The following is a 24,339-nucleotide window of genomic DNA, read 5'->3' as shown; positions in this document are numbered from 1 at the left end:
GGATGCCGGCCGGTTTCCGTCCGGTCGGCGGCACTCCGGGCAGGAGGCGGGCAAGAGCGGAGATTGTAGGCGAACGGACGAGACGGGGGCCAACGGGTTTACGCGCAAGTAGGCTGCGGGACACGCCCCCGCCCCTGCCGTCCCTGCCGCCCCTGCCGCCCCTGCGACCCCGGGAGTCCGTCCGTGGAGCCACCCACGCACCTCCCCGTTCCCGAGCCCGACCCCCTGCGGGAGTTACTGACGCGGTACGGCATACGGGACATGGACCTGCGGCGGCACGGCACCATGTCCCCCGAGCAACTGGAGCGGCTCCTGGCAGGAGTCATCCGCTCGGTGCTCCCCGCGAAGAGAGCCTGACCGCCATGCCTGACGGACCCGCCGCCCGCCGGCCCACCGCGCTCGTCGTCGGCGGCAGCGTCACCGGCCTGCTGGCCGCCGCCGCGCTCGCCGCGTCCGCCGACGTCACCGTCGTCGAACGCGACCCCCTCCCGGACGGGCCCGCGCCCCGGCGCGGCGTGCCCCAGGCCCGCCACGCCCACCTGGTGTGGAGCGGCGGGGTGCGGGCGTTCGACCAGCTGCTGCCCGGACTCGTCGACGACCTCGTCGCGCACGGGGCCCGGCTCATCCACATCATGGGCGACATGGTCTCGCGCGCCCCCAACGAGATCTGGTTCCGGCGGTTCCGGGCCACCCACCACCGCAACCTGCTGTGCTCCCGGGATCTGCTGGACTCCGTGATCCGGGAACGCGTCCTCGGCGACGAACGCGTCGGCCTGCGCGAACGGACCACCGTGCTGGGGCTGGAGGGCGACGGCAGCCGGGTCACCGGGGTCCGGGTGCGCGACGCGGACGCGGAGCGGATCCTGACCGCGGACCTCGTCGTCGACGCCTCCGGCCGCGGCTCCCGGGCCCCGCGCTGGCTGACGGAACTGGGCCTGCCCGAGGTCGCCGAACGCGAGGTCGACGCCGGTGTCGTCTACGCCACCCGCCTCTACCGCGCCCCGGGCACCACCGCGGACCTCGGCTTCCCCCTCGTCAACGTGCAGGCCAACCCCGCCAAGGCGCCCGGCCGGGGCGGGGTCGTCGTACCGGTCGAGGGCGGGCGCTGGACGGTCACCCTCGCCGGGACCCGGGGCGGCGAGCCCACCGGTGACCCCGACGCGTTCGTCGACTTCGCCCTCCGGCTCGGCGACCCCGTCATCGGCGAGCTGATCAAGGACGCGACCCCGCTCGGCGACGTCATGACCACCCGCAGCACGGCCAACCGGCGCCGGTACTTCGAGAAGACGCGGCGCTGGCCCGACGGGTTCACCGTCCTCGGGGACGCCGTCGCCGGCTACAACCCCGTCTACGGCCACGGGATCAGCGTCGCGGCCCAGAGCGCCCTCGCCGTCCGGGACGTCCTGCGCTCGGCCCCGCTCACCGCGCCCGGCACCGCGCGCCGCCTCCAGCGCGCGGCGGCCCGTCCGGTGGCCGCCGCCTGGGACCTGGCCGTGGGGCAGGACGCCCTCTACCCGGGGGCGAGCGCGACACCGCCGAGGGCCCTGGAGCGGCTCCTCGCCCGGTTCGTGGACCGGGCCGTCGCCACCGGCGCCCGCAGTCCGCGCGCCCTCGGTGCCCTGCTGGACGTCATGAGCCTGGAGAAGCCGGCCACCCGGCTGTTCTCCGCCGACATGCTCGTCCCGATGCTCCTCGGTCCGAAGAAGCCGTACCTGGAGGGACCCCCGCTGACCGAGGAGGAGTGGAAGGCGGCCAGGCCGTAGGGGACCGTGCGGACACGCCGTGGGGAGCCCGGCGGCCAGGCCGTGGGCAGCCCGGTGTCCGGGGGCATCCCCTAGGGGAGAGGCGGGGCCGGCCCCTGCCTCTGTGGGGGCGGTCCATCGGCCGTAGGTACTACGCGGCGGGCACCCGGGTCGGCACCACAGACCGATGCCGTCCTCGTGCCGGAAAAGTCACTATGGAGGCATGAGCGCAGCAACCATCACCCCAGCTCCGCGCCCGCCCCGCCCGGCCGGCGCCACCCCTGTCCTGGGCAGTCACCGGCACGTCGTCGGCGATGCCCTGCGTGCCGTCAAGGTGTTCGCGGGCGCCGCGTTCGCCGTGGTCGTCCTCGGCGAGTACGCCGAGGAGGCGGGCGTCCGCCGCCCGTGACCGCCCGGCCCGCCGGTCAGCTCTCCGCCAGCAGCTCGTCCGCGTCGACGATCCGGTAGGAGTAGCCCTGCTCCGCCAGGAACCGCTGCCGGTGCGCGGCGAAGTCCTGGTCGATGGTGTCGCGGGCGACGACCGAGTAGAAGTGGGCCTGGTGCCCGTCCGCCTTGGGCCGCAGCACCCGCCCCAGGCGCTGTGCCTCCTCCTGCCGCGACCCGAAGGTCCCCGACACCTGCACGGCGACCGTCGCCTCCGGAAGGTCGATGGAGAAGTTCGCGACCTTCGACACCACCAGCACGCTGATCTCGCCCTGCCGGAACGCCTCGAAGAGCTTCTCCCGCTGGGCGTTGGAGGTCTCGCCCTTGATGACCGGGGCGTCGAGATGCTCCCCCAGCTCGTCCAGCTGGTCGATGTACTGCCCGATGACCAGGATCTGCTGCCCGGCGAACCGCCGCACGATCGCCTCGGTCACCTTCCGCTTGGTCGCGGTCGTCGCGCAGAAGCGGTACTTCTCCTCGGTCTCGGCGGTGGCGTAGGCGAGCCGCTCGGAGTCCGTGAGGTTCACCCGGACCTCCACGCAGTCCGCGGGCGCGATGTAGCCCTGCGCCTCGATCTCCTTCCACGGCGCGTCGAACCGCTTGGGCCCGATCAGCGAGAACACGTCGGACTCCCGCCCGTCCTCGCGCACCAGGGTCGCGGTCAGCCCGAGCCGCCGCCGCGCCTGGAGATCCGCCGTGAACTTGAAGACCGGCGCCGGCAGCAGGTGCACCTCGTCGTAGAGGATCAGGCCCCAGTCCCGGGAGTCGAACAGCTCCAGGTGCGGGTAGACACCCTTCCGCCGCGTCGTCAGCACCTGGTACGTGGCGATGGTGACGGGCCGGATCTCCTTCCTCGTCCCGCTGTACTCGCCGATCTCCTCCTCGGTCAGCGAGGTCCGCTTGACCAGCTCGTGCTTCCACTGCCGGGCGGACACGGTGTTGGTGACGAGGATGAGGGTGGTCGACTTGGCCTGTGCCATGGCTCCGGCGCCCACCAGCGTCTTGCCCGCGCCGCAGGGCAGGACGACCACTCCGGAGCCCCCGTGCCAGAAGTTCTCCACGGCCTGCTTCTGGTAGGGCCTGAGCGCCCAGCCGTCCTCGTGCAGCTCGATCTCGTGCGCCTCGCCGTCGACGTACCCCGCGAGGTCCTCGGCGGGCCAGCCCAGCTTCAGCAGCGTCTGCTTGATCTGGCCGCGCTCGGAGGGGTGCACGGCGACGGTGTCGGGGTCGATGCGGTTGCCGACCAGCGGGGCGATCCGCTTGGAGCGCAGGACCTCTTCGAGGACGGGCCGGTCGGTGGAGGTGAGCACGAGTCCGTGCGCGGGGTGCTTGCTGAGGGTCAGGCGCCCGTACCGGTCCATCGTCTCGGCGATGTCCACCAGCAGCGCGTGCGGCACCGGGTACCGGCTGTACTCCACCAGCGCGTCCACCACCTGCTCGGCGTCGTGCCCGGCGGCCCGCGCGTTCCACAGCCCCAGCGGTGTCACCCGGTAGGTGTGGATGTGCTCCGGCGCGCGCTCCAGCTCGGCGAACGGCGCGATGGCCCGACGGCAGTCGTCGGCCCGCTCGTGGTCGACTTCGAGGAGCAGGGTCTTGTCGGACTGGACGATCAGGGGACCATTCACGCGCGGCTGCCTTTCTGCGTGGACCTGCGTGGACCCGCGAAGCCCGTGTGACGGTGCGGGGCCAAACGTCCAGTGTGCCTGATCATCCGGTTCCGCCCGCGTCCTGTCCTACAGGATGTGTATTCACCCCCGAGGGTGGCGCGAGTGAGCCGTACGGCCGTGGCGTCCGAAGAATGGCTGACCATGCGGCCCTCCCCTCGTTCCCCGTCCCCGCCGACCGCCACGCTCGGGTACGCCCTGTTCGCCACCCGCTGGCTCCAGGCCCCGCTCTACTTCGGCCTGGTCGTCGTCCAGGGCGTGTACGTCTACAAGTTCTTCAACGAGCTGTGGACGTTAGTGCTCCGGTGCGTGACCGGGCGGGCGACGGAGACGTACGTCATGCTCTCGGTGCTCAAGCTGGTCGACGTCGTCATGATCGCCAACCTGCTGATCATGGTGATCGTCGGCGGCTACGAGACGTTCGTCTCGCGCATCGACCTCCAGGGCCACCGCGACCAGCCCGAGTGGTTCTCGCACGTCAACCCGAACGTGCTGAAGGTGAAGCTGGCCACCGCCATCGTGGGCATCTCGTCCGTCCATCTGCTCCAGATGTTCGTGGACGTCCAGCACACCGCGCGGCACTCCCTGCTGTGGGGCACCACGATCCACATGGCCTTCATCCTGTCGGCGGCGATCCTCGCGTACATGTCCGGGCCGATGCTGGCCCGGACCGATCCGGTCCACGGCCAGAGCCGCGCGACGGACCCCGAACCCCCGGCGGCGGCCCCGCCGCGGCCCGTCCCCGTCCCCGCCCAGGCGGGCTCGCGCGTAGCCGACGCCGGCGCGGAGGAACGCGTCCGCGCCGCCGGGTTCCCGGCCCGCAAGCTGCTGGAGGACTACGACGAGGACCATCCCCGCACCTTCGACCGGGACGGCGTGGCCCGGCTCGGCAAGCTGGACTTCGTCACCGCCCGGCGCAACGTGGTCCTCGTCGGCCCTCCCGGCACCGGCAAGACGCATCTGGCCATCGGGCTCGGCACGCGTGCCTGCCAGGCCGGCCACCGGGTGCTGTTCGCGACCGCGGCCGAGTGGGCCGCCCGGCTGGCCGACGCCCAGGCCGCCGGCCGGCTCGCCGGGGAACTGTCCGCGCTCGACGCCTACCCGGTGCTGATCGTCGACGAGGTCGGCTACACCCCCTTCGACGCGCGCACCTCCGCCCTCTTCTTCCAGCTGGTCGCGCACCGCTACGAGCGGGCCTCGCTGATCGTGACCGGTGACCGTCCGCCCGGCCGCTGGAACGAGATCTTCGACGGCCCCTCCGCACCGGCGATGGCGGACCGGCTGGCCCACCACGCCGAGATCGTGCGGATCGACGGGGACAGCTACCGGACGCGGCGGGCCGCTACCTCAGCGTGGGCAGAGTGACGTTGTTGAGCAGCGGTCCCTCGATGGACAGCCCTTCGGTGACCAGGGACTCGGGACCGGCGGCCGGCAGCGGCAGCGGCAGCGCGGGCCCGGCGGCCGCGGCCTCGGGAGCGAGCGCGCCGAGCAGCGCGGCGGCGGACAGCAGCGCGGTGACCGAGACGGCGACGGCGGCGGTGCGGGCGGGCAGGGGGAGCTTGGAACGCATGGGGGCTGACCGGCCTTTCAGGTACGGGTGGGGGGTGGACGGGCCGGCCCGGAACGCGGGGGCCGGCCCGAGAAGGAGCGCGGGCGCGTCAGATCTGCGGTGTCTCGATGACCAGCCCGGCGATGTCGATGCCGACGGCGGCGGCCTGGGCGGCGAAGGCACCGATGAGCACGGCGGTGGCGGTCAGGACGGTGGCGGCACGACGGGCGGCAGCACGCATGGAGCGACTTCCTCTCAGTTGCACGCACCCGGACCGCCGGCGGGGCGGCCCGAGTGATCAGGACACCCGGTGGCTGCCCGGCGGCTCGCGCCGCGATGCGGCAGGCCGGCCAAGCTCCCTCATGGGTGGGACGTGTCCGGCGTGGCGTGCATGATCACGGGCGTACACCCGCAGGAGTGAGCCCAGGCCTCAGGGCTGCTCGTCGGCGAGTTCCGCCACCCCGGTCACCCGGTGCAGCGGATACGTGCGGACCTCGTCCGAGGTGTGGTCGTACGCCGTGACGAAGCCGCCCTCGACGCGGATCGGGGCGATGACGCGCTGGGTGGCGGAGCCTTCGGCGTTGACGTAGCCGATCCACAGGGTCTCGCCGGTGAGGACGGCGGCCTGCATGGTGGCGAGGGTCTCGGCGGCGCTGGTGCGGGGGAGTTCCCCGGCGGCGGCCGGGCCGGGCGTGGGCTTGCGGGGGGTCGTGGAGGCGAGGTCGCCGGCCCGGACGGCGCGCAGCGCGGAGGCCAGCAGGTGCGCGTCGGGGACCGGCGGGCCGTCCGGGACCGGCTCGGGGGCCGTGCGCGGCGGGGTGCGGTGGGCGAGCGCGCGGGTGATCAGCACATCGCCCTCGGCGGACTCGGCGGCCGGGGCGAAACCCATCGCGCGCAGGCCTTCGAGGAGCGCCGCCGGATCGGCCTGCGCGGCCAGCACGGTCGGGGCCAGGCGGCGCAGCCGCAGGCCCGCGGCGCGCTTGTCGGCCATGATCTCGTTGAGCATCGCGTCGTCGTCGCAGCGGACGTACGCCGAGGCCGCGCCCACCCGCAGATGGCCGTGCCGGCGGGCCACGTCGTCGATCAGGTAGGCGAGCGGCTGCGGGACCGGCGTACGGGAGTGCTCGGTGAGGAAGGCGTGCAGGTCGGACGCGGTGCGGCCGGAGTCGAGCGCCCGGCGCACCGAGCCCGGGGTGAACCGGTAGACGGTCGCCCCGCCCTTCGATTCCACCTCCGCGAGCACGTCCAGCATGTCCGCCAGGGGGCGCCGCAGCGGCCCGGGCGCCACCGCCGTCAGATCCGCCTGGAGCAGGACGTGGTCCAGGGGTTCGGGCAGCAGCGGGGCGAGGAGCCGGGCGGCGGTGGCGGAGGCGGTGGCCTGCTCGGCGGGGGACAGCGGCTCCGGGGCGGGCGCGGGCCGGTGGTGCACCGGCAGCTTGTCGCCGGGTCCGGACGGCTCGGCGGCGGACTCGGGGGCGGCGGACCTCGCAGCGGGCGCGCCCAGCAGGGCCCGCCCGTGCGCCGACAGCGCGCCCCGGCCCGTCACGCCGAGCTGTTCCGCCTCCGCCAGGGTCCACCGGGCGAGCCGGGCGCGGAGGTCGTCGTCGCGTTGCGGGCCGCGCAGGGGGCGCTCCCAGCGCAGGCGGGCGAGGACCGACTCGGCGGACGGGGAGGCGCCCTCCGGCAGCGCGGCGAGCAGGGTCAGCACCCGGTGCCGTACCTCGGGCGCGGCCGAGCGGTCCAGGCCCGGCCCGAGCGCCGACAGCGTACGGTCGCGGCCGTCCCGCCCGCCCACCAGCCCGGACGTCCGGGTCGCCGCCAGCCACGCCTGCGCGAGCCGGGCCCAGCGCCGGGGGGCGGGCTGCTCCACCCACTCGTCGTAGGCCGGGGTCGCCGCGTACCGCTCGTCGGCCTCGCCGTCGGCGGCGATCAGGCCGGCCGCGTAGGCGAGTTCGACCCAGAAGGCGGCGACCGGCTCGGAGACGTCCAGGGCGACGGCGGTCCGCTTCAGGTCGCGGACGCTGAGCCCGCCGGCCCGCAGCACCGACGGGCCGCCCTCGTCCCAGTCCTTCAGCAGTTCCTCGACGGTCGTCAGCGCGGTGTACGCCTGCCCGGCCGCCGTCGCGTCCACCACCTGGGGACGGTGCGTGGCGACGGTCTCCACGGCGGGCGGCAGCGGTTCCGTGACGCGGTGCGCGCGGCCCTCGCGCAGGTGCAGGGCCACCTCACGGGGGAGGACGACCGTCCCGGGTGCCGTCGGCAGCAGCAGCCCCCGGTCGAGGAGCCAGCGCAGATGCGCGGCGGGGTCGGCGGTGACCTGGCCGTAGGGCGGGCCCCACACCAGGCGGGACAGGACCTCCCGGGACTCCCGCGGGGCTTCGGCGAGCAGCGCCGCCATCCGCCGGCGGTCGGTGAACAGGGCGGTGAGCGAGGTGATCGCGGACACCGAGTCGTGCGTCGAGGGCAGCCCGGCCGCCGTCACGATCTCCTGGATACGGCCCGGCGACATGCCCGCCGTGGTCTCCCGCACGGTCGGGCCCAGGCCGGTCGGGGAAGGGTGCTGAGGAGAGGGCGCGAGCAGCTCACGGGCCGTGCGCACGAGGCGCAGCCGTTCGTCGTCGCCCCACACGAGAGCCTGTTCGCGCAGGGTGCCCAGGGCGCGGGGCAGCGCGGTGGTGACCGTCGCGTCGCGCTCGTCCCCGGCCAGCAGAGCGAGCAGCTCCGCGTACGACGCCGGGTCCGCCGACACGGCCAGGGCCTCGGCGGTCTGCAGGGTGAACCTGTCCAGCCGTTCCAGCGCGCGGACGACGGACGCGCGGGTGCCGGCCCGGGTCGCGAGCTGGGTGAGGTCGGTCGGGACGGGGGTGATGAGGTCGGGGCGGGCGCGCAGGAGCGCGGCGAGGGACCCGTCGTCCCGCGCGCGGAGCGCCTCCGCGAGGGACCGGGGTGCCACCGGCTTCTCATCGCTGCTCATCCGGTCAACGGTAGCGGGTGCGGGGCCCGCCGTCGGCGGCCACGGGCGGGCGGGGGTGCGCGCACCGGGGCCGTGCGCACCGGGGCCGCGGGGACACCGGGCGCGAACACGGCGACCGCCCGTGCCCGGAGACGGCGTACCCGCTGGTCCGCGAGCCGGCATCACCTCCCGCCCGGTGCGCCCCCGTGCCCGGTGGCCTGCGCTACCGTCGTCCCACGGGGTATCCAACGCACCGACCCCGGAGGGGACTTCGTGGGTATCGAGAGCGACCAGGTCGTCTACGAGTATCTGAGCCGCGTCGGCGACGTGGCGCAGCAACGCCAGCTGCCGTCGTCCGCCCGCATGCGCCTGGTCTCGGAGCTGCGCAACGAGATCGACCGGCAGCGGGCCAAGGCGGCCGTCGACAGTCCCGCCGCCGTGCGCCGCATCATCGCCCGGCTCGGCAGTCCGGACGAGGTCGTCGACGCCGCGGGCGGCTCCGCCACCGGCGGCGCCCCGCAGGCGCCGGCCGCCTCCGTGCCCGTACAGCGGGACACGGAGGCCGAGGACACCGGCCGGCCGAAGCGGCTGCGGCGGGCCGTGCCCCGCCCGCGTCCGGCCCAGGCGCCGGCGCCGCCCGCCGAGGCGTCCTCCGCGCCGCACCTCGCGGGCCTGCACGAACTCGGGGACAGCGCGGCCCAGCCCGACTGGTGGCGGGTGGACAGCAGCCCCTTCGGGGTCGGGGACAGCGTGCCCGGGTTCGTCGGCGGCGTGGAGATCCCGGAACTGCTCAAGCCCCCGCCGCCGAAGGAGGAGCTGGAGCCGGAGCAGGAGACCTCCGCCGGGCGGCCCGTCCCGGCCGTCGAGGCGGCCACCGGGACGGCGGGGAAGTCCGGGAAGGTCTGGTGGAGGCCGCGGAGGGGCGCCGGGAAGGCCGCGCCGCCCGCGAAGGCCGGGGCCGTCGTGGTGGACGCCGCCGTACCCGGCCGCCGCCGTCTGCTGCCCCTTCGCGCCGGGAGCCTGAGCAACCCGTTCCTGCTGCTCGCCGCCGGTCTCCTCGTCGCCGGTGCCGTGCTCGGCTACTGGATCGCCCTGGTGCTGGGCTGGGCCATCGCCTACGCGTCCCGGCGGCTGAGCGACGCCGAGACGAAGTGGGCGGTGATGATCCTGCCCGGCCTGTCCCTGACGGCCGGTGTCGTGTGGCTGTGGGGCCGCACCGAGGGCCGCTGGGGCGACCCCGTCGCCGAGGGCCACATGAACGACGCGTTCGCCGAGACCTGGCCCTGGGTGGTCCGCGGCGCGGCCGTGGCCTCGGCCCTGTTCCTGGTGTGGCGGTCACAGCGGCAGCGGTAGGCCGGCACCGCACGGACACCGGAGGCGGCCGGACGCGGACGCCTGCCCGGCACGGGGGCTGGGCACAATGGCCCCTATGGCCTCCACGACCGAACCCGCGTTCCCCGCGCCCGCCCCGACCGTCGGCTTCGACCTGGACATGACCCTCATCGACTCCCGGCCCGGTATCCGCGCCTGCTACCTGGCGCTGGCCGAGCGGACGGGGACGTACATCGACGCCGACCTGGCGGTCACGCGGCTGGGGCCGCCGCTCGCCCAGGAACTGGTCCACTGGTTCCCGGCCGACCAGGTGGAGGCCATGGCCGGCCTCTACCGCTCGATGTACCCGTCGATCGCCATCGTCCCGACGCCCGCGCTGCCGGGCGCCCGCGAGGCGATCGCGGCGGTGCGCGCGGCCGGCGGGCGGACGGTCGTCGTCACCGCCAAGCACGAGCCCAACGCCAAGCTGCACCTGGAGCACCTGGGCATCCAGCCGGACGCGGTCGTCGGCGACCTGTGGGCGGAGCAGAAGGCGGAGGCCCTGCGCGAGCACGGGGCGGCCGTCTACGTCGGCGACCACGTCGGGGACGTCCGCGGCGCCCGGGCCGCAGCCGCCCTCTCGGTCGCCGTGGCCACCGGTCCGTGCGACCCGCAGGAGCTGACCGCGGCCGGCGCGGACGTCGTCCTCACCGACCTCACCGAGTTCCCGGCCTGGCTCGCCGCCTACCGTCCGGCCCGCGCCTGACGGCGGCCCGCCGCGATCGACCGCAGCACTCCCGCACCGGCCAGGACGAACCCGACGCCCATGAGCATGCTCAGGCCGAACATGTACGTCGGAAAAGGCGTCGTGCCGAGAAGGAACGGGGCCACGGTGACCAGAGTGGCCACGGAACCGAGGAAGAACACGAGCGCACCGGCGCGGATCAGCCGGTCACCGGGCTCGGCGGAATTCGTTTGGGTTTTGTCACGCACCGGACCAGGGTAGTTCCCTGCGCGAAGGAACAGCCGGGCGACGTCTTGTCACCGGCCTGAAGACCATCAGCCTGGGAACCGGCGGGTCCCGACGACCCGCCCGAGTGCTATCAAGAGCCGTTCCAGAAGCAGTTCTCCGACGAGTAAGGACGTACTGACGATCGCTCGGGATCTGCACTCCCGTGGAATCGCGCTCCGCATCCTCACTGGGACTCTTGCCGGTACTGGTGGCCGTCCGTCTGTCATCGCTGGAGACGTCCTCACCGTGGCCAAGACTCGTCAGGCCAAGGGTGAAAGCGTCTCTGCCATTGCCAAGGCTCCTGGAGTCTCCCGTGCAACTCTCTGCCGCCACGTTGGCCAGCCCCTGACCGTTCCCCCGCCACTCTGAGCCTCTGCCGACACAGGTAGGGGCTCAGTCGTGTTTCCAGGCGTGATTAAGCCCGTGTGTCGCTGGGGAGAGCCCCGGTAGGCTGTCATGACGGCAGTTCAAGGGTGTCCGGTGTCAGTCCGGCAGGGATAGAGGGAGCGTGTGCTTTGCCGACTGGCAAGGTCAAGTGGTTCAACAGTGAGAAGGGCTTCGGCTTTCTCTCCCGCGACGACGGCGGTGACGTCTTCGTCCATTCCTCGGTCCTCCCCGCCGGAGTCGAGACGCTCAAGCCGGGACAGCGGGTGGAGTTCGGAGTGGTCGCCGGACAGCGCGGTGACCAGGCGCTTTCGGTCACGGTTCTGGACCCGACACCGTCGGTCGCGGCCGCCACGCGCAGGAAACCGGACGAACTGGCCTCCATCGTCCAGGATCTGACGACCCTTCTCGAGAACATCACCCCGATGCTGGAGAAGGGCCGCTACCCCGACAAGGTCTCCGGCGCGAAGATCGCGGGCCTGCTGCGCGCGGTCGCCGACCAGTTGGACGTGTGACCTTGGACGTGTGACCGCGACGGAGTCGCGGCTCACGGGAAATCGAGCGCGTCCGGGCCGAGGGGCGGTACCAGTCCCTCGGCCGCCGCACGGGTGAGCAGCCCCCGGACCGCCGCACGGCCGTTCTCGCCGAGGTCGGCGGTGAACTCGTTGACGTACAGCCCGATGTGCTGGTCGGCGACGGACGGATCCATTTCCTGGGCGTGTGCCATGACGTACGGGCGGGAGACCTCGGGGTCGTCCCAGGCCGCGCGGACGGACGTACGGATGGAATCGGCCAGCAGCGTCAGCGTGTCCGCGCCCAGGGAACGCCTGGCGATGATCGCGCCCAGCGGGATCGGCAGCCCGGTCGTCGCCTCCCAGTGCTCGCCCATGTCCGCGAGCTTGTGCAGCCCGTAGTTCCGGTACGTGAAACGCGCCTCGTGGATGACGAGTCCCGCGTCGACCTTCCCGTCCCGCACGGCGGGCATGATCTCGTGGAACGGCATCACCACGATCTCGCCGACCCCGCCGGGCAGTGTGTCCGCCGCCCACAGCCGGAACAGCAGATACGCCGTGGACCGCTCGCCGGGCACGGCGACCGTACGGCCGGTGAGGTCGGCGCCCGCCTCCCGGGTCAGCACCAGCGGGCCGCAGCCCCGGCCCAGCGCGCCCCCGCAGGGCAGCAGGGCGTACGCGTCGAGGACGTACGGCAGCACGGCGTACGACACCTTCAGCACGTCGAACTCGCCGCGCTCCGCCATGCCGTTGGTGACGTCGATGTCGGCGAAGGTCACGTCGAGGGCGGGCGCCCCGGGGACGCGGCCGTGGGCGAGGGCGTCGAAGACGAAGGTGTCGTTCGGACAGGGCGAGTAGGCGGTCCGCAGAGGCGCGGTTCGCAGAGGCTCAGTGGGTGCGGTCATGTGGGTTCCAACTCTCCAGTACGGGCGCGAGCTTCCCGAAGCCGGCCGTCAGGGCCGTCAGCGCGTCGCCGATGCGCCAGGCGGCGCGGTCGCGCGGGCCCACCGGGTTGGAGACCGCGCGCAGCTCCAGCACCCCAACGGCGTGCGCGGCGGCGGCCTCGGCGACACCGAAACCCTCCATGGCCTCGGCGAGGGCCCGGGGATGGCGGGCGCGCAGCGCGGCGGCCCGGGCGGCGGTCCCGGTCACGGTCGACACGGTCAGAACCGTGCCGGCGCGCGCTCCGGTCGCCGACACGGCTTCTCGTACGAGTGATTCCGGTGGACGGTGGGTGACGGTCCCGAAGCCCAGCTCGGTCACCGGCAGGAACCCGTCGGCCGTCTCGGCGCCCAGGTCGGCGACGGTGATCTCGTCCGCGACGACGAGCGAGCCGACGGGCGCCCCGGGCGGGAAACCGCCGCCGATCCCGGCCGAGACGACGAGGTCGTAGGGGGTGCGTCCGAGGGCGGCGGCGGTGAGCGCGGTCGCCGTGGCGGCGGCGGCCGGCGCGGGGCCCACACCGGCGGCGAGGACGTCGTACCCGCCGGGCAGCCGGTGCAGGACCGCCCCGGGCAGCCGCACCTCCCGCGCGGGGCCGGGAAACGCGCGGGCCACCGCGTCCCGTTCGGCGGGCACCGCGGTGGCTACGAGGACGCGCAGGGGTCGGCCCATGGCAGGAAGGGGGCGCGGATCAGGAGTCCGCGTTCTCCAGCTTGAAGTTCCACACACCGTGGAACTTGCCGCTCTCGGCGGCCTTGTTCTGCTCGACGACGCTGATGTACAGCGTCTTCGGGGCGGCCTGGCCCTGCTGCTCGGCGAACAGGTCGACGCCCTGGAACGAGTAGTACGTCTTCTTGTACACGCTGGTGACCTGCTGGCCGTTGATCCACAGGGCCCAGCCCGTCTCGGCGACCTCCGGGTCGACGCCGATGCGCAGGGTCTCGCTCTGCGGCACCTCGATCGCGTCCGACGCCTTCTTCAGCGCGCACTTGGCGGCCTCTTCGCGGCCGATGTCCTTGCCGTCGTCGTAGCAGGTGGCCTCGGCGCTCACCGAGTCACTGCCGACGGTGACGGTGGTGCGCGGCGTCGGCTTGTCGCAGGCCGTCAGGACGAGCAGTCCGGCGGATACGGCGCCGGCGGCGGCGACGACGCGGCGGCGTCGCACAGCCCGGTGTACATCAGCGGCTTCGCCGCGGGGCAGCGTGGTCATGGCGAAAGGCTATCGGGCGCGCCCACCCGCGCCGCCACGCGGGGGTGCGGCGTGCCGTGGTCAGGCCACCCTGGGCCGGGCGGGGCCGCCGTGCCGGGACGAGGTCAGCAGGCCCTTGACGGTGGCCAGCCACCCGGTGGCGACGAAGGCGGCGCCCACGAAGAGGCCCAGCGTGCCGTTGAGCGGCATCACGATGCCCACCGCGCCGCCGAACACCCAGGACATCTGGAGCAGCGTCTCGGAGCGCGCGAACGCCGACGTGCGTACCTGCTCGGGCACGTCCCGCTGGATCAGCGCGTCCAGGGACAGCTTGGCGAGGGCCTGCGCGAAGCCGGCGACCCCCGCCAGACACGCGACCAGGAACGCGCCGAAGAAGACGGCCGCCGTGATCGCCGCGCCCAGCACACAGGCCACCACCGTCAGGATGATGAGCTCCGGCGCCTTCGACCTGAGCCACGCGCCGACCGCCGTACCGAGGGCGTTGCCGGTGCCCGCCGCGGCGATCACTATGCCCAGTGACACGGCCGCGCTCTCCCCGGTCAGCGGATGCTCCCGCAGCAGGAAGGCGAGGAAGAAGATCAGGAAGCCGGACAGGCAGCGCAGGGCGGCGTTGGCGCCGAGGGCGTGCGTGACGGCGATGCCGACCGTGCGCAGCCCGGGACGCTTGACCGGCTTGAGGTGCGGCCCGTGCAGGTGCTTCTCGTCCGCGGCGAGCAGCGCCACGTCCTCGCCCTTGGCCGAGTCGACCTTCGGCGGCAGCGAGAACGACAGGAACGTACCCGCGATGAAGATCACGAAGGCGCCGTAGAGGGGATAGCGCGGGCCGATCGTCTGGAGCCCCGCCCCGATCGGCGCCGCGATCCCGGTCGCCAGGAGCCCGCCGAGGGTGACCCGGGAGTTCGCCTTCACCAGGGAGAACGCGGGGGGCAGCAGACGTGGCACGACCGCGCTTCTGATCACGCCGTACGCCTTCGAGGAGACCAGCACGCCGAGCGCCGCCGGGTACAGCTCCAGGCTGCCGGTGGCGACCGCCCCGGACAGGATCAGCGCGAGCATCGCCCGGGCGAGCATCGCGCCCGCCATCGCCGCGCGGCGGCCGTGCGGCAGACGGTCGAGCAGGGGGCCGATCACCGGGGCGAGGACCGTGAAGGGGGCCATGGTGATCGCCAGGTACAGCGCGACCCGGCCCCGGGCCTCGTCCGTGGGGACCGAGAAGAACACGGTGGACGCGAGCGCGACCGTGATCATCACGTCCCCGGCGCCGTTCACCCCGTGCAACTCGATCAGCTTGCCGAGCCCGGACTCACCGGCCCCGTGCGCATGGGTCGCCTTGCGGATACCTCGGGCGGGTCCTGTGACGGGAAGGTGCAGGGCGCGGCCGACCGCGCGGACGGAGCCGCCGAACCGGCCCGGTCCACTGCCTCGACTGCTCCCCTTGATCCCTTTGGACCCACCGATCCCGGTGGCACCTTGGGGCGTTTTCGCGGCTGCCACCCCGACATAGTGCCCCGAGAAAGCCGTGCGTAGTGCAGTTACCGCGCGTATGGACGCGCACTTCTGGCGCGGAACAGTCCCGTCGGTGTAGGCCAAGCGGCGGCGAACAGGTAGCGTGCGTATCTCAGCCATCCCGCAGAATGGGTGGTACAGGTGCGCCCGAGCGTGAGCGGGCGTGGACGTCGACGCGGTCCCCGGGTCCGCTCCGTCCGCCTCGTCGCCCCCGGCAGACGCACCCGAGAGACGGCGTAGGAGAGAAGCGATACCTGTGAGCGCAGCGACCACGCGAAGCCGCACCCCCGACCGCTTGTGCGCCGAGGCCGTCGACCTCGCCCGCTCCGCCGCCGAGGAGGCCGCCGCGCCCGGCGTCGTCGGCGAGCACGCGGGCCTGGTGTCCGAGGGTGATCGGGTCGTCACGCACTTCTTCGAGTGCAAGGAGCTCGGCTACCGGGGCTGGCGCTGGGCCGTCACGGTCGCCCGCGCCTCCCGGGCCAAGCTCGTGACCCTCGACGAGGTGGTCCTGCTGCCGGGACCGGACGCGCTGCTGGCCCCCGAGTGGGTGCCGTGGAGCGAACGGCTGCGGCCCGGCGACATGGGCCCGGGGGACCTCCTGCCGACGGACGCCGAGGACCTGCGGCTGGAGCCCGGCTACACCGGCGACGACGAACCGCTGCCCAACGCGCCCGTCTCCCAGGAGATGGCCGAGCTGGTCGAGGCGGAGGACGCCGAGGTCACCGAGGGGGCCCCGGCGACCCTGCCCGCCGTCCCCCGGCGCGGTTCGATCGCCGCGGTCGCCGAGGAACTCGGCATGCGGCGGGCCCGGGTGCTGTCCCGCTACGGGCTGCATGTCGCGGCCGACCGCTGGGAAGAGGCGTACGGCGCGAAGACACCGATGGCGCAGGCGGCGCCCGCGCCCTGCGTGAGCTGCGGGTTCCTGCTGCCGATCGGGGGGTCGCTGGGGCAGGCCTTCGGGGTCTGCGCGAACGAGTTCTCCCCGGCCGACGGGCGGCTGGTGTCGCTGGCGTACGGGTGCGGCGGGCACTCCGAGGCGGCGGTCATGCCGAAGCCGCCGCGGCCGGCTCCGCCAGTGATCGACGAGACGACGGTGGATCCCTTCCCGCTGCGGCCGGCCCGGGACTCGGGCTCCGTACCGGACGTCTCCGACGAGGACGCGGCGGAGTTGGGGCACTCGTAGGGGGCCGGTGCCGGTGCCGGGCCGGGCCGGTGCCGGGGCTCGGGGCCAGGGCCGGTACTCGGTGCCGGTGCTTGGTGCGGTGCCGGTGCGTGGGGCCAGGGCCGGTACTCGGTGCCGGTGCGTGGGGGTGCGCGTCCCTGCCTTTCCCGCATCGGCGCACGGCGCCTCCCCGGACAGCGGGCACTCCGCCTCGCGGTACCTTCATCGTCACGCCGATGAGGAGAGTCAACGTGAGCAAGTTCGTGCGGGCCGCGGCCGAGGGTGCGGATCCTTTCGGGACCGCCCGTCTGAGGCGGGGCGTACTGGACGCCTGGGCCACCAGCCCCGCCCGGTTCCGTGAGGACGCCAACGCCGAGGAGGACCTCGTCCTCGGCGGATACCGGGACCGGCTCGTCGTGGAGCTGGCCCAGAACGCCGCCGACGCCGCCGCCCGCGCCGGCGTCCCCGGTCGCCTCCGGCTCACCCTGCGCGACGGCGTCCTCGTGGCCGCCAACACCGGCGCCCCCCTGGACGCGGCCGGCGTCGAGTCCCTGGCCACGCTGCGGGCCTCCGCCAAACGCGACACCCCCTCCATCGGCCGCTTCGGCGTCGGCTTCGCCGCCGTGCTGTCCGTCACCGACGAGCCGGCCGTCGTCGGCCGGCACGGCGGCATCCGCTGGGCCCTCGCCGAGGCCCGCGACCTGGCCGCCGACGTCGCCCGGCACAGCCCCGGGCTGGGCGACGAGATCCGTCGCCGGGACGGACACGTGCCCCTGCTCCGGCTCCCGTTCGCCGCCGAGGGCACCGCCCCCGACCCGTACGACACGGCCGTCATCCTGCCCCTGCGCGACCCGGCCGCCGCCGGCCTCGCCGAGCGCCTGCTGGACGCCGTCGACGACGCCCTCCTGCTCGCCCTGCCCGGTCTGGACGAGGTCGTGATCGAGACCGGCGACGACACCGCCCGCACCCTGCGCCGCCGCACCGACGGCGACTTCACCGTCGTGGAGGACTCCCGGGACGGGACGACCCGCTGGCGTACGGCCGCCGCGCACGGGCCGCTCACCCAGGACCTGCTCGCCGACCGGCCCGTCGAGGAGCGGCTGCGGCCGCACTGGTCGGTGACCTGGGCCGTGCCCGTCGACGCCGACGGCACCCCGGCCCGCCCCCGCACCAGCCCCGTCCTGCACGCACCCACCCCCAGCGACGAGCCCCTCGGCGTCCCCGCCCTGCTGATCGCGTCGTTCCCGCTGGACACTACCCGCCGGCACGCGGCCCCGGGCCCGCTGACCGACTTCGTGGTGCAGCGGGCGGCGGACGCGTACGCCGGACTCCTCGCCGGCTGGCGGCCGGTGACCGCCGGCATCATCGACCTGGTGCCCGGCCCGCTCGGCAAGGGCGAGCTGGACGGGGCGCTGCGCCACGCGATCCTGGAGCGGCTGCCCCGCACGTCCTTCCTGCCGCCCGCCGCGGAGCCCGCCGGCTCCGGCGACTCGGGCCGCTCCGGTGACTTCGGTGACTTCGGCGAGGACGGCTCCGACGACCTGCCCGAGGCGCTGCGCCCCCGGGACGCCGAGGTGGTGGAGGGCGCGGGCGCCGACACCGTGCGGGTCCTGGCCGAGGTGCTGCCCACGCTGCTGCCGGCCGGGCTCGAACGGCGGGTGGAGCTGCGGACCCTGGGAGTCGCCCGGGTCCCGCTGACGGACGCCGTCGACCGGCTGGCGGGGCTGGAGAAGGCGCCCGAGTGGTGGCGGCGGCTCTACGACAGCCTGGCCGGGGTCGATCCGGACCGGCTGTCCGGGCTGCCGGTGCCCCTTGCCGACGGGCGGACCACCATCGGACCCCGGCAGGTGCTCCTGCCCACCTCCGGGAGCGCGCCCGTCGATCCCGGGGTCCTCGCCCGCCTCGGCCTCAAGGTGGCGCACCCGGACGCCGCCCACCCGCTCCTGGAGAAGCTCGGCGCCCTGCCCGCGACGCCGCGCGCGGTGCTCACGACCCCGCAGGTGCGGGCCGCCGTCGCCGCCTCCCTCGACGACGAGGGCGCACTGGACTGGGAGCAGGACGCTCCCGGCGCCGACGAACTGGCCGACACCGTCCTGGCGCTCGTGCGGGACGCGGGCCTGGAGCCCGGTGACGAGCCCTGGCTCGGCGCCCTCGCGCTGCCCGACGAGGACGGGGAGCTCGCCCCCGCGGGCGAACTCGTGCTGCCCGGCAGCCCCTTCCACCAGGTCATGCGCGAGGACGAACTGGCCACCGTGGACTCCGGGCTGGCCGACAGGTGGGGCGAACAGCCGCTGGCCGCCTGCGGGGTGCTCGCCGGCTTCGCCCTGGTGCGCGCCACGGACGTCGTCCTGGACCCCGACGAACTGGAGCCCCGCGAGGGCGACTTCGCCGAGCCGGACGACGTCGGCCTGCTGGACGCCGTGGACGTGTGGTGCGAGGACATCCTCGACCGCTTCCCGGACACGCCCGTCCCGCCCGTCGCCACCGAGCTGGTCGCGGTACGCGATCTCGACCTGGTGGACGACGACAAGTGGCCCCAGGCCCTCGCCCTGCTCGCCCGGCCGCCGCTCAGGGACGCGCTGACCCAGCCGGTGCGGATGCTGCTGCCCGACGGCACGCACGAAGCCGTCCGGTCGTACACGGCCTGGTGGCTGCGCGGGCATCCGGTGCTCGACGGCCGCCGCCCGGCGGGCCTGCTGGCGGCCGGCGGCGACCGGCTCCTGCGCGGCCTGTACGACGAGGCCGACGCGACCGGCTTCGACGACGAGCAGGTGCTGCGGGCGCTCGGCGTGCGCACGTCGGTCGCCGCGCTGCTCGACGAGCCGGGCGGCGCCGCCGAACTGCTGGACCGGCTCGCCGACCCGGACCGCGAGGTCGGCGGCGACCAACTGCACGGCCTCTACAGCGCCCTGGCCGACCTGGACCCCGAACTGGTGACCCTGCCGGACACGCTGCGGGCCGTGGTCGACGGACGGGTCGAGGTCGTGGACGCGGCCGACGCCGTCGTCGTCGACTCGCCGGACCTGCTGCCCTTCACCGAGGGCGTGCCCCTGCTTCCCGTACGGCCCGCGCGCGCCGCCGAGCTGGCCGAGCTGTTCCAGGTGCGGCGGCTGAGCGAGTCCGTCACCGGCGAGGTCGGCTCCGAGGGCGCCGAACACGACGTACCGGAGCCGGTGCGGGTGCTGCTCGGCCCGCGCACCCCCGCGACCTACGTCGAGCACGAGGAACTCCTCGTCGACGGCGTGGAGATCGACTGGCGCCTGACGGACGACGGCGTCCTGCACGCCGCCACCCTGGAGGGCGTGGCCGCCGGCCTCGCCTGGGCGGCGGGCCAGTGGCCGCGCCGCTTCGAGGTGGCGGCCCTGCTGGAGGACCCGTCGCGGACAGGGGAGTTGGCCCGGGACCGGTGGTTCGACTGAACACCATCTGGTGGGGACCATCGAGACCCGATGGTCCCCACCAGGGTGCCTAGTGTCCTGGTCCGGAGATCCTGTAGCAGTAGCGGCAGATACGGTCGATGATTAGGTCGGCGGTCTTGGCCCACTTGAACGGCCTGGCGTCTTCGTTCCAGGTCTTGATCCAGTCTTCGAGTGCGGGTCTTGAGTTCGTCGAAGGAGCAGAGCACCCCGCGTTCGAGGCAGCGCTGCTCCAGTTCGGCGAACCACCGCTCGACCTGATTGATCCATGACGAGTACATGGGCTTGAAATGCAGCTCGAACTGGGGTGCGCGAGCAGCCACTTGTGCACCACGGCGCCTTGTGGGTGGAGAGGTTCCCGCAGATCACGTGGATCGCCAGGCCGGCTTCGGTCTGGCGGTCGGTCTCGTCGAGGGAGTCCTGGAAGTCCACAGCCCGGTGCTGTGCGGACAGCTTCCCGATCACCTTGCCGGTAGCGGTGTCCAGGGCGGCGAACAAGTCCACGGTGCCGTGCCGGACGTAGTCGAAGCTGCGCCGCTCCGGTGTGCCCGGCACCATCGGCAGCACCGGCGCTGTCCGTTCCAGGGCCTGTATCTGCGGTTTCTCGTCGACCGCAAGACCGCCGCGTTCGACGGTGGCGCCATGACCCGCAGCGTTGTTCACACGGCTGATGGGTGGCTGCCTCCGAGTGCGCTGTGGCAGCGGTGGTGGTTGCAGGTGTGCAGGAAGTCTGTCAGGGCGTGGGTGCGTTCGGTGTTGCTGGTGCAGGGCCGCAGGTAGGCCCATTCGTCGAGCAGGGTGCGGTTGAAGCGTTCGAGTTTGCCGTTTGTCTGCGGCCGGTAGATGCGGGTGAGCTTGCCGGCCGCGCCGAGGTCGGCAAGCGTCTATCGCCAGGCGCGACTCTTGCGGTAGGGCCAGGCGTTGTCGGTCAGCACGCGTTCGATGTGGGTGATGCCGTGCTCGGCGAAGAAGGCCGCGGCCCGCCGCAGGAAGGCGGCGCAGGTGACGGCCTTCTCGTCCGCGTGGACCTCGCTGTAGACCAGGCGGGAGTGATCGCCGATGGCAAAGTGGACGTAGTCGAAGCCCATGCTGCTGCGCAGGGCGCGGCCGGCCTGGCGGCTCAGCACCTTGTGGCCACCGCCGTCGCGGATGAGGCCGGGTGTCTTGGCGTCCACGTGGACCAGCTCGCCGGGCCGGGCCCGCTCGTAGCGGCGGATGACCTGGCCCGTGGGCGTGGGCCGGTCCAGGCGGCCAGACGGTTCAAGCCGTGGCGGGCCAGGATCCGGTGCACGGTCGAGGCGGGCAGGCCCAGGATGGGGCAGCTTGTGGGGTCTGTCACAGGTGACACACCCGGGCCTCGACGGTGGCCGCCGTGCGGGGTCCTCAGCGGCCTGCTGGAGCGGTCGGTGAGTCCGGCCTCGCCCTCGGACCGCCAGCGGCGGACTCACGTGTGGGCGGTGGCTCGTGAGAAGCCCATCTCGACACTCCGGTGTGGTGAAGATTCGACACCTCCACCACACCGGAGGTCTTAGCCATGAGCAAGCCCGACCGGTGTCAACAACGCTCGCGATCAATACACCTAGCGCGCTTCGGTGCCGGTGGAGGCGGGACTCTTAACGCCCCCGTCGAAACCGGGAGCATGGCCGAGCACAACGACCCATGTGTCCTTCTCCCGTGACATCTGGATGTTTGTGCTGAATCTCTTCCCCTGACTGTCCGTGGTAGAGACGTGCGTGCTGGCCTCGTCGGGGCCGACGTCGTGGGACACAGTCACGCCCTTGATTTCCAGGCCGCGCCCGCCGTCCGCTGCAATGATTTGGCGGGCTTCTTGCTCCAGCCCTTCGTGCCCTTTCGGTCCAAGTTTCACGAGGGCGTCCACATCCCGGTCGTTTAGCGCCGCGACGTAGGCCTTGGCTGTTTCCTTTTCCGTCCTCGATGCTGCGGACACCTCATCGTTGGAGCAGCCGCTCAGTAGGAAAATCCCGGCTAATGCTGCGACACAGAGGGCCGCCTTCGGAGATGCCACTAATCCTCCTGCTCATCAGGTACGGTGCGCGTACCATGCGGCATTAGGATACTTCCTAAGGAGGGTACTGAGCTTGACGTTGTGCTTACTTGGAGTGTGGTAAGTGAGGTAGATCTCGCCGCCACCCCCTCGCTTGGTGACGATCATCGTGTGATCGATGATGCCGTCCCTCTTCCAGTCGGCCTGGAGGACATCGGCTGAGAGAAGCTTCCAGACGTTATCCAGCGACTTGGTTCGCTTTGAGTGTTTTTTGGCGAACCAGTACCAGTTCTCTGCACCTGCCCACGTATAGCTCGTGGTCGACTCAAATGAACCGTAAAACCACTTCTTGTTGTCCTTGCGCGACACGAAGCTGCCAGACGTCGTCTTCCATCCACCGGCGAGCATGGCCTGCGATATGAAGTTGGTGCAGTCACTGCCATAGCGACGGTAGTCCGTGTTCGCGTTCTTCCAGTACTTGTTGGCGTAGCTCACCATCTTGCCGTAGTGGTAACCGGCGGCTGCCGCTCTTGTTGTGACTTGGCCTGCTGTGGAGCTGTCCTCGACAGGCTTGTCGCCGTCGGTCTCGGAGGTGGGCGCGGTGCCGCTTCCAGCCTCCATCTCGCCCTCGGTATCGGCATCGGAGGCCGGGGCGCCGACAGGCTCGGTGAGCTGTGTGATCGGACCGGGCCCCGTCAGGTTTTCCTCGATTTTGTCGCTGTCGAGGAGCCAGCCGCCGTCAGGTCCTCGGACAAAGGTCATTGTGTGAGGTATTGAGTACTCTTCGTACTCGGGGTCTCCAGCGGCCGGGTTCGGATAGTAGAGGCGTGCATCCTCCGTAACCTCAGCGGTTGCCTCGTCGCCATTGATGGTAAAAGTACCTGGAATGACCTGCACATCGGCGTGCGTATAGCCACCGTTAGCCTGGCGGAGTTCTGTGCGCAAGAATGCCAGCTTGGCTTTATCCCTAGCAAGCGTAAGGGAAAGGCGTGCAGAAACTCTCGAACTGGCAGCTGCGGCGAGGCTCGCTCTCCCTTCCGCAGGTTCGCCGATGGTTACAGTATCGGCACGTTCCTGAAGGTATTCAGCGGTGATGTCGACCATTAGTGCAGTGTCAACATTTGATAGCGCCACCGGGCCGGGAGCTGCGTAAGGAGATGGCGCTGAAAGTCCGATAGAAGTGAGAGAAACTAAGATGGTGCCGAATGCGCGTCTTTTTCCTATTCCCCGATACATGTGATCCCCTTAAGTGCTGTGAAGTCGTGTGTGACATATTGGTACGGTGATCACTTGAGGGAAGTAAAGGTTTTCGTTGATCAATGGCCGAGATGTGTCTGTGTGAGTCCGGAACAGGCCTTCGGAGCGTTTCCTTCCGGCGGAATTTGCCGGTCCGTATGTGTGCTGGATTCGGACCGGTCGTAGTCGTGGAGGCAGCGCCTTCCAGTGAGCGGGCCGGTGTCAGCGCCTGGAGGGCACCTCGGAGGCAGCGAGGGTCTTCAAATTTCCTTCACTTGGTGCGCAACCTTCGTTCCCTATCCGGGGTCTCACTGTCGAGCCAACAGGCTCAATCAGCACTTCGGGGCTTCGGTGTGAGGACGATAGACACCGTCGATCCCTCTCCATGTGGGGAAGTAGATATGCGCATTCGTGCCACCGTGGCCGCCGTCACAGGCACCCTGGCCCTCTCCGCCCTCGCCGTCCCGGCGGCGCAGGCAGACAGCCCGTCCTACCGTGCCGAGGCCGTGCGGGCGCTGTCCGATGCCACCGCGCCGGCCACCGGTAGGACCGCGTTCGGTGCAGCCGCCGCGGCTGCCGACCTGGACGTCAGCTTCTCGAATTTCAAGGTTGCCAAGGCGATCAAGGTCGGGACGACCGCCCACGTTTCCACCACGATCACCTACAAGCTGACCCACGGTGCCAACGTGGACATCAGCTCTGAGGACTTCGCCAACGGCCCCGTTCTCTACAAGGGTGCGTCAATCGACGAGGCGACCAACGTGCTGTTCGGCGACTACGCGGCCACCTGCACCGCCACCTCGGCGACCACGGCCAACTGCAAGGGCCTGATCGACATTTATCCAGGTGACGGCGACCTGTTCAACTCCGACGCCGGCACCTGGTCGGGCGCCGGGCTGGCCCTCAACTACAGCACCGAGGAGGAGAAGGTGCAGGGCGGCCTCGGCAAGACTCTGCTCCAGCGCGTCTCCAAGCTGACGGTCAACGCCTCGCCGGAGCCCGTCAAGAAGGGCAAGACCATCACGGTCACCGGCAAGCTGTCCCGCGCCAACTGGGAGACCAACACGTACGCGGGCTACTCGACCCAGCCGGTGAAGCTGCAGTTCCGCAAGGCGAACTCCAGCACGTACACCACGCTGAAGACCATCAAGACGAACTCGACGGGCAACCTGAGCACCACGGTGAAGGCGACCGCCGACGGCTACTTCCGCTACAGTTTCGCGGGCACCTCGACCACCCCGGCGGTCAACGCCGCGGGTGACTACGTCGACGTGAGGTAACCACCAACGTC

The 24,339-nt window shown here is 72.2% G+C and carries 21 protein-coding genes and 1 pseudogene; 10 read left to right on the top strand and 12 right to left on the bottom strand.

All coding sequences use genetic code 11. The annotated features are described in order from the left end of the window. The first annotated feature begins 183 nt into the window (after positions 1-183). From ACWD0J_RS00930 to ACWD0J_RS00920, 3 genes are all read left to right on the top strand, one after another. Entirely contained in the window at positions 184-357 is a 174-nt protein-coding gene (locus ACWD0J_RS00930) for a hypothetical protein (protein WP_451493554.1), read from the top strand. A gap of 5 nt (positions 358-362) precedes the next feature. Beyond that, entirely contained in the window at positions 363-1,763 is a 1,401-nt protein-coding gene (locus ACWD0J_RS00925; protein ID WP_451493553.1) for an FAD-dependent oxidoreductase, read from the top strand. A 202-nt stretch (positions 1,764-1,965) separates the two neighbouring features. Further along, positions 1,966-2,151, top strand: coding sequence for a hypothetical protein (locus tag ACWD0J_RS00920; RefSeq protein WP_451493552.1), 186 nt, complete (start codon positions 1,966-1,968; stop codon positions 2,149-2,151). 16 nt (positions 2,152-2,167) lie between these two features. Here ACWD0J_RS00920 and ACWD0J_RS00915 read toward each other — a convergent pair whose 3' ends face one another. Beyond that, positions 2,168-3,811 carry a DNA repair helicase XPB gene (locus ACWD0J_RS00915; RefSeq protein WP_451493551.1) on the bottom strand — a complete coding sequence of 548 codons (1,644 nt, stop codon included), beginning with the start codon at positions 3,809-3,811 and terminating at the stop codon, positions 2,168-2,170. A gap of 183 nt (positions 3,812-3,994) precedes the next feature. Here ACWD0J_RS00915 and istB point away from each other — a divergent pair, with 183 nt between their 5' ends. Beyond that, positions 3,995-5,215: an IS21-like element helper ATPase IstB gene (gene istB / locus ACWD0J_RS00910; protein ID WP_451493641.1), complete on the top strand. Its 1,221-nt coding sequence runs from the start codon at positions 3,995-3,997 to the stop codon at positions 5,213-5,215. Here istB and ACWD0J_RS00905 read toward each other — a convergent pair. The 3 genes from ACWD0J_RS00905 to ACWD0J_RS00895 form a co-directional block, all read right to left on the bottom strand. Further along, positions 5,193-5,420 carry a hypothetical protein gene (locus ACWD0J_RS00905; RefSeq protein WP_451493550.1) on the bottom strand — a complete coding sequence of 76 codons (228 nt, stop codon included), beginning with the start codon at positions 5,418-5,420 and terminating at the stop codon, positions 5,193-5,195. The genes istB and ACWD0J_RS00905 overlap by 23 nt on opposite strands. Before the next feature lie 88 nt (positions 5,421-5,508). Next, positions 5,509-5,640, bottom strand: a complete 132-nt coding sequence (locus ACWD0J_RS00900; RefSeq protein WP_451493549.1) for a hypothetical protein — start codon at positions 5,638-5,640, stop codon at positions 5,509-5,511. Between the two features lie 189 nt (positions 5,641-5,829). Beyond that, positions 5,830-8,373 carry a helicase-associated domain-containing protein gene (locus ACWD0J_RS00895; RefSeq protein ID WP_451493548.1) on the bottom strand — a complete coding sequence of 848 codons (2,544 nt, stop codon included), beginning with the start codon at positions 8,371-8,373 and terminating at the stop codon, positions 5,830-5,832. Positions 8,374-8,625: 252 nt separating this feature from the next. Here ACWD0J_RS00895 and ACWD0J_RS00890 point away from each other — a divergent pair, with 252 nt between their 5' ends. Both ACWD0J_RS00890 and ACWD0J_RS00885 read left to right on the top strand, forming a co-directional pair. Continuing rightward, positions 8,626-9,705 carry a hypothetical protein gene (locus ACWD0J_RS00890; protein WP_451493547.1) on the top strand — a complete coding sequence of 360 codons (1,080 nt, stop codon included), beginning with the start codon at positions 8,626-8,628 and terminating at the stop codon, positions 9,703-9,705. 76 nt (positions 9,706-9,781) lie between these two features. After that, complete coding sequence (locus tag ACWD0J_RS00885; RefSeq protein ID WP_451493546.1) at positions 9,782-10,429, top strand: HAD family hydrolase; 648 nt, start codon at positions 9,782-9,784, stop codon at positions 10,427-10,429. Here ACWD0J_RS00885 and ACWD0J_RS00880 read toward each other — a convergent pair. Continuing rightward, positions 10,408-10,656 carry a hypothetical protein gene (locus ACWD0J_RS00880; RefSeq protein ID WP_451493545.1) on the bottom strand — a complete coding sequence of 83 codons (249 nt, stop codon included), beginning with the start codon at positions 10,654-10,656 and terminating at the stop codon, positions 10,408-10,410. The two genes, ACWD0J_RS00885 and ACWD0J_RS00880, sit on opposite strands and share 22 nt — an antisense overlap. 534 nt (positions 10,657-11,190) lie before the next feature. On the opposite strand from ACWD0J_RS00880, the gene ACWD0J_RS00875 reads away from it, so the two are divergent. Continuing rightward, on the top strand, positions 11,191-11,574 hold the full coding sequence (locus ACWD0J_RS00875; protein ID WP_451493544.1) for a cold-shock protein: 384 nt from the start codon (positions 11,191-11,193) through the stop codon (positions 11,572-11,574). Positions 11,575-11,606: 32 nt separating this feature from the next. On the opposite strand, the gene ACWD0J_RS00870 is transcribed toward ACWD0J_RS00875, so the two are convergent. The 4 genes from ACWD0J_RS00870 to ACWD0J_RS00855 are packed head-to-tail and all read right to left on the bottom strand — an operon-like array spanning position 11,607 to position 15,217. Continuing rightward, positions 11,607-12,476 (bottom strand): 1,4-dihydroxy-6-naphthoate synthase, encoded by an 870-nt coding sequence (locus ACWD0J_RS00870; RefSeq protein ID WP_451493543.1) that lies wholly within the window; start codon positions 12,474-12,476, stop codon positions 11,607-11,609. Beyond that, positions 12,460-13,185 (bottom strand): futalosine hydrolase, encoded by a 726-nt coding sequence (locus ACWD0J_RS00865; protein WP_451493542.1) that lies wholly within the window; start codon positions 13,183-13,185, stop codon positions 12,460-12,462. The genes ACWD0J_RS00870 and ACWD0J_RS00865 overlap by 17 nt, the downstream gene beginning before the upstream one ends. 19 nt (positions 13,186-13,204) lie before the next feature. Beyond that, positions 13,205-13,723, bottom strand: coding sequence for a hypothetical protein (locus ACWD0J_RS00860; protein WP_451493541.1), 519 nt, complete (start codon positions 13,721-13,723; stop codon positions 13,205-13,207). Positions 13,724-13,783: 60 nt separating this feature from the next. Further along, positions 13,784-15,217, bottom strand: coding sequence for an MFS transporter (locus tag ACWD0J_RS00855; protein WP_451493540.1), 1,434 nt, complete (start codon positions 15,215-15,217; stop codon positions 13,784-13,786). A gap of 268 nt (positions 15,218-15,485) precedes the next feature. Between ACWD0J_RS00855 and ACWD0J_RS00850 the strand changes: the two genes are divergently transcribed. Together ACWD0J_RS00850 and ACWD0J_RS00845 are read left to right on the top strand one after the other, a co-directional pair. Then, complete coding sequence (locus ACWD0J_RS00850) at positions 15,486-16,412, top strand: DUF3027 domain-containing protein (protein ID WP_451493539.1); 927 nt, start codon at positions 15,486-15,488, stop codon at positions 16,410-16,412. 230 nt (positions 16,413-16,642) lie between these two features. Beyond that, on the top strand, positions 16,643-19,810 hold the full coding sequence (locus tag ACWD0J_RS00845) for a sacsin N-terminal ATP-binding-like domain-containing protein (protein ID WP_451493538.1): 3,168 nt from the start codon (positions 16,643-16,645) through the stop codon (positions 19,808-19,810). A 642-nt stretch (positions 19,811-20,452) separates the two neighbouring features. Here ACWD0J_RS00845 and ACWD0J_RS00840 read toward each other — a convergent pair. The 3 genes and pseudogenes from ACWD0J_RS00840 to ACWD0J_RS00830 form a co-directional block, all read right to left on the bottom strand. Then, positions 20,453-21,293: pseudogene (locus ACWD0J_RS00840) on the bottom strand (IS481 family transposase); the annotation flags it as partial. Between the two features lie 93 nt (positions 21,294-21,386). Then, positions 21,387-21,833 carry a hypothetical protein gene (locus ACWD0J_RS00835; protein WP_451493537.1) on the bottom strand — a complete coding sequence of 149 codons (447 nt, stop codon included), beginning with the start codon at positions 21,831-21,833 and terminating at the stop codon, positions 21,387-21,389. A gap of 15 nt (positions 21,834-21,848) precedes the next feature. Then, positions 21,849-22,916: an amidase domain-containing protein gene (locus ACWD0J_RS00830; protein ID WP_451493536.1), complete on the bottom strand. Its 1,068-nt coding sequence runs from the start codon at positions 22,914-22,916 to the stop codon at positions 21,849-21,851. Between the two features lie 533 nt (positions 22,917-23,449). On the opposite strand from ACWD0J_RS00830, the gene ACWD0J_RS00825 reads away from it, so the two are divergent. Continuing rightward, positions 23,450-24,328: a hypothetical protein gene (locus ACWD0J_RS00825; RefSeq protein ID WP_451493535.1), complete on the top strand. Its 879-nt coding sequence runs from the start codon at positions 23,450-23,452 to the stop codon at positions 24,326-24,328. Positions 24,329-24,339 lie beyond the last annotated feature (11 nt).

Source organism: Streptomyces sp. NPDC003011 (assembly GCF_053591515.1).
Note: the sequence above shows the minus strand (reverse complement) of the source record. Positions and strands in the feature narration are given on the sequence as shown.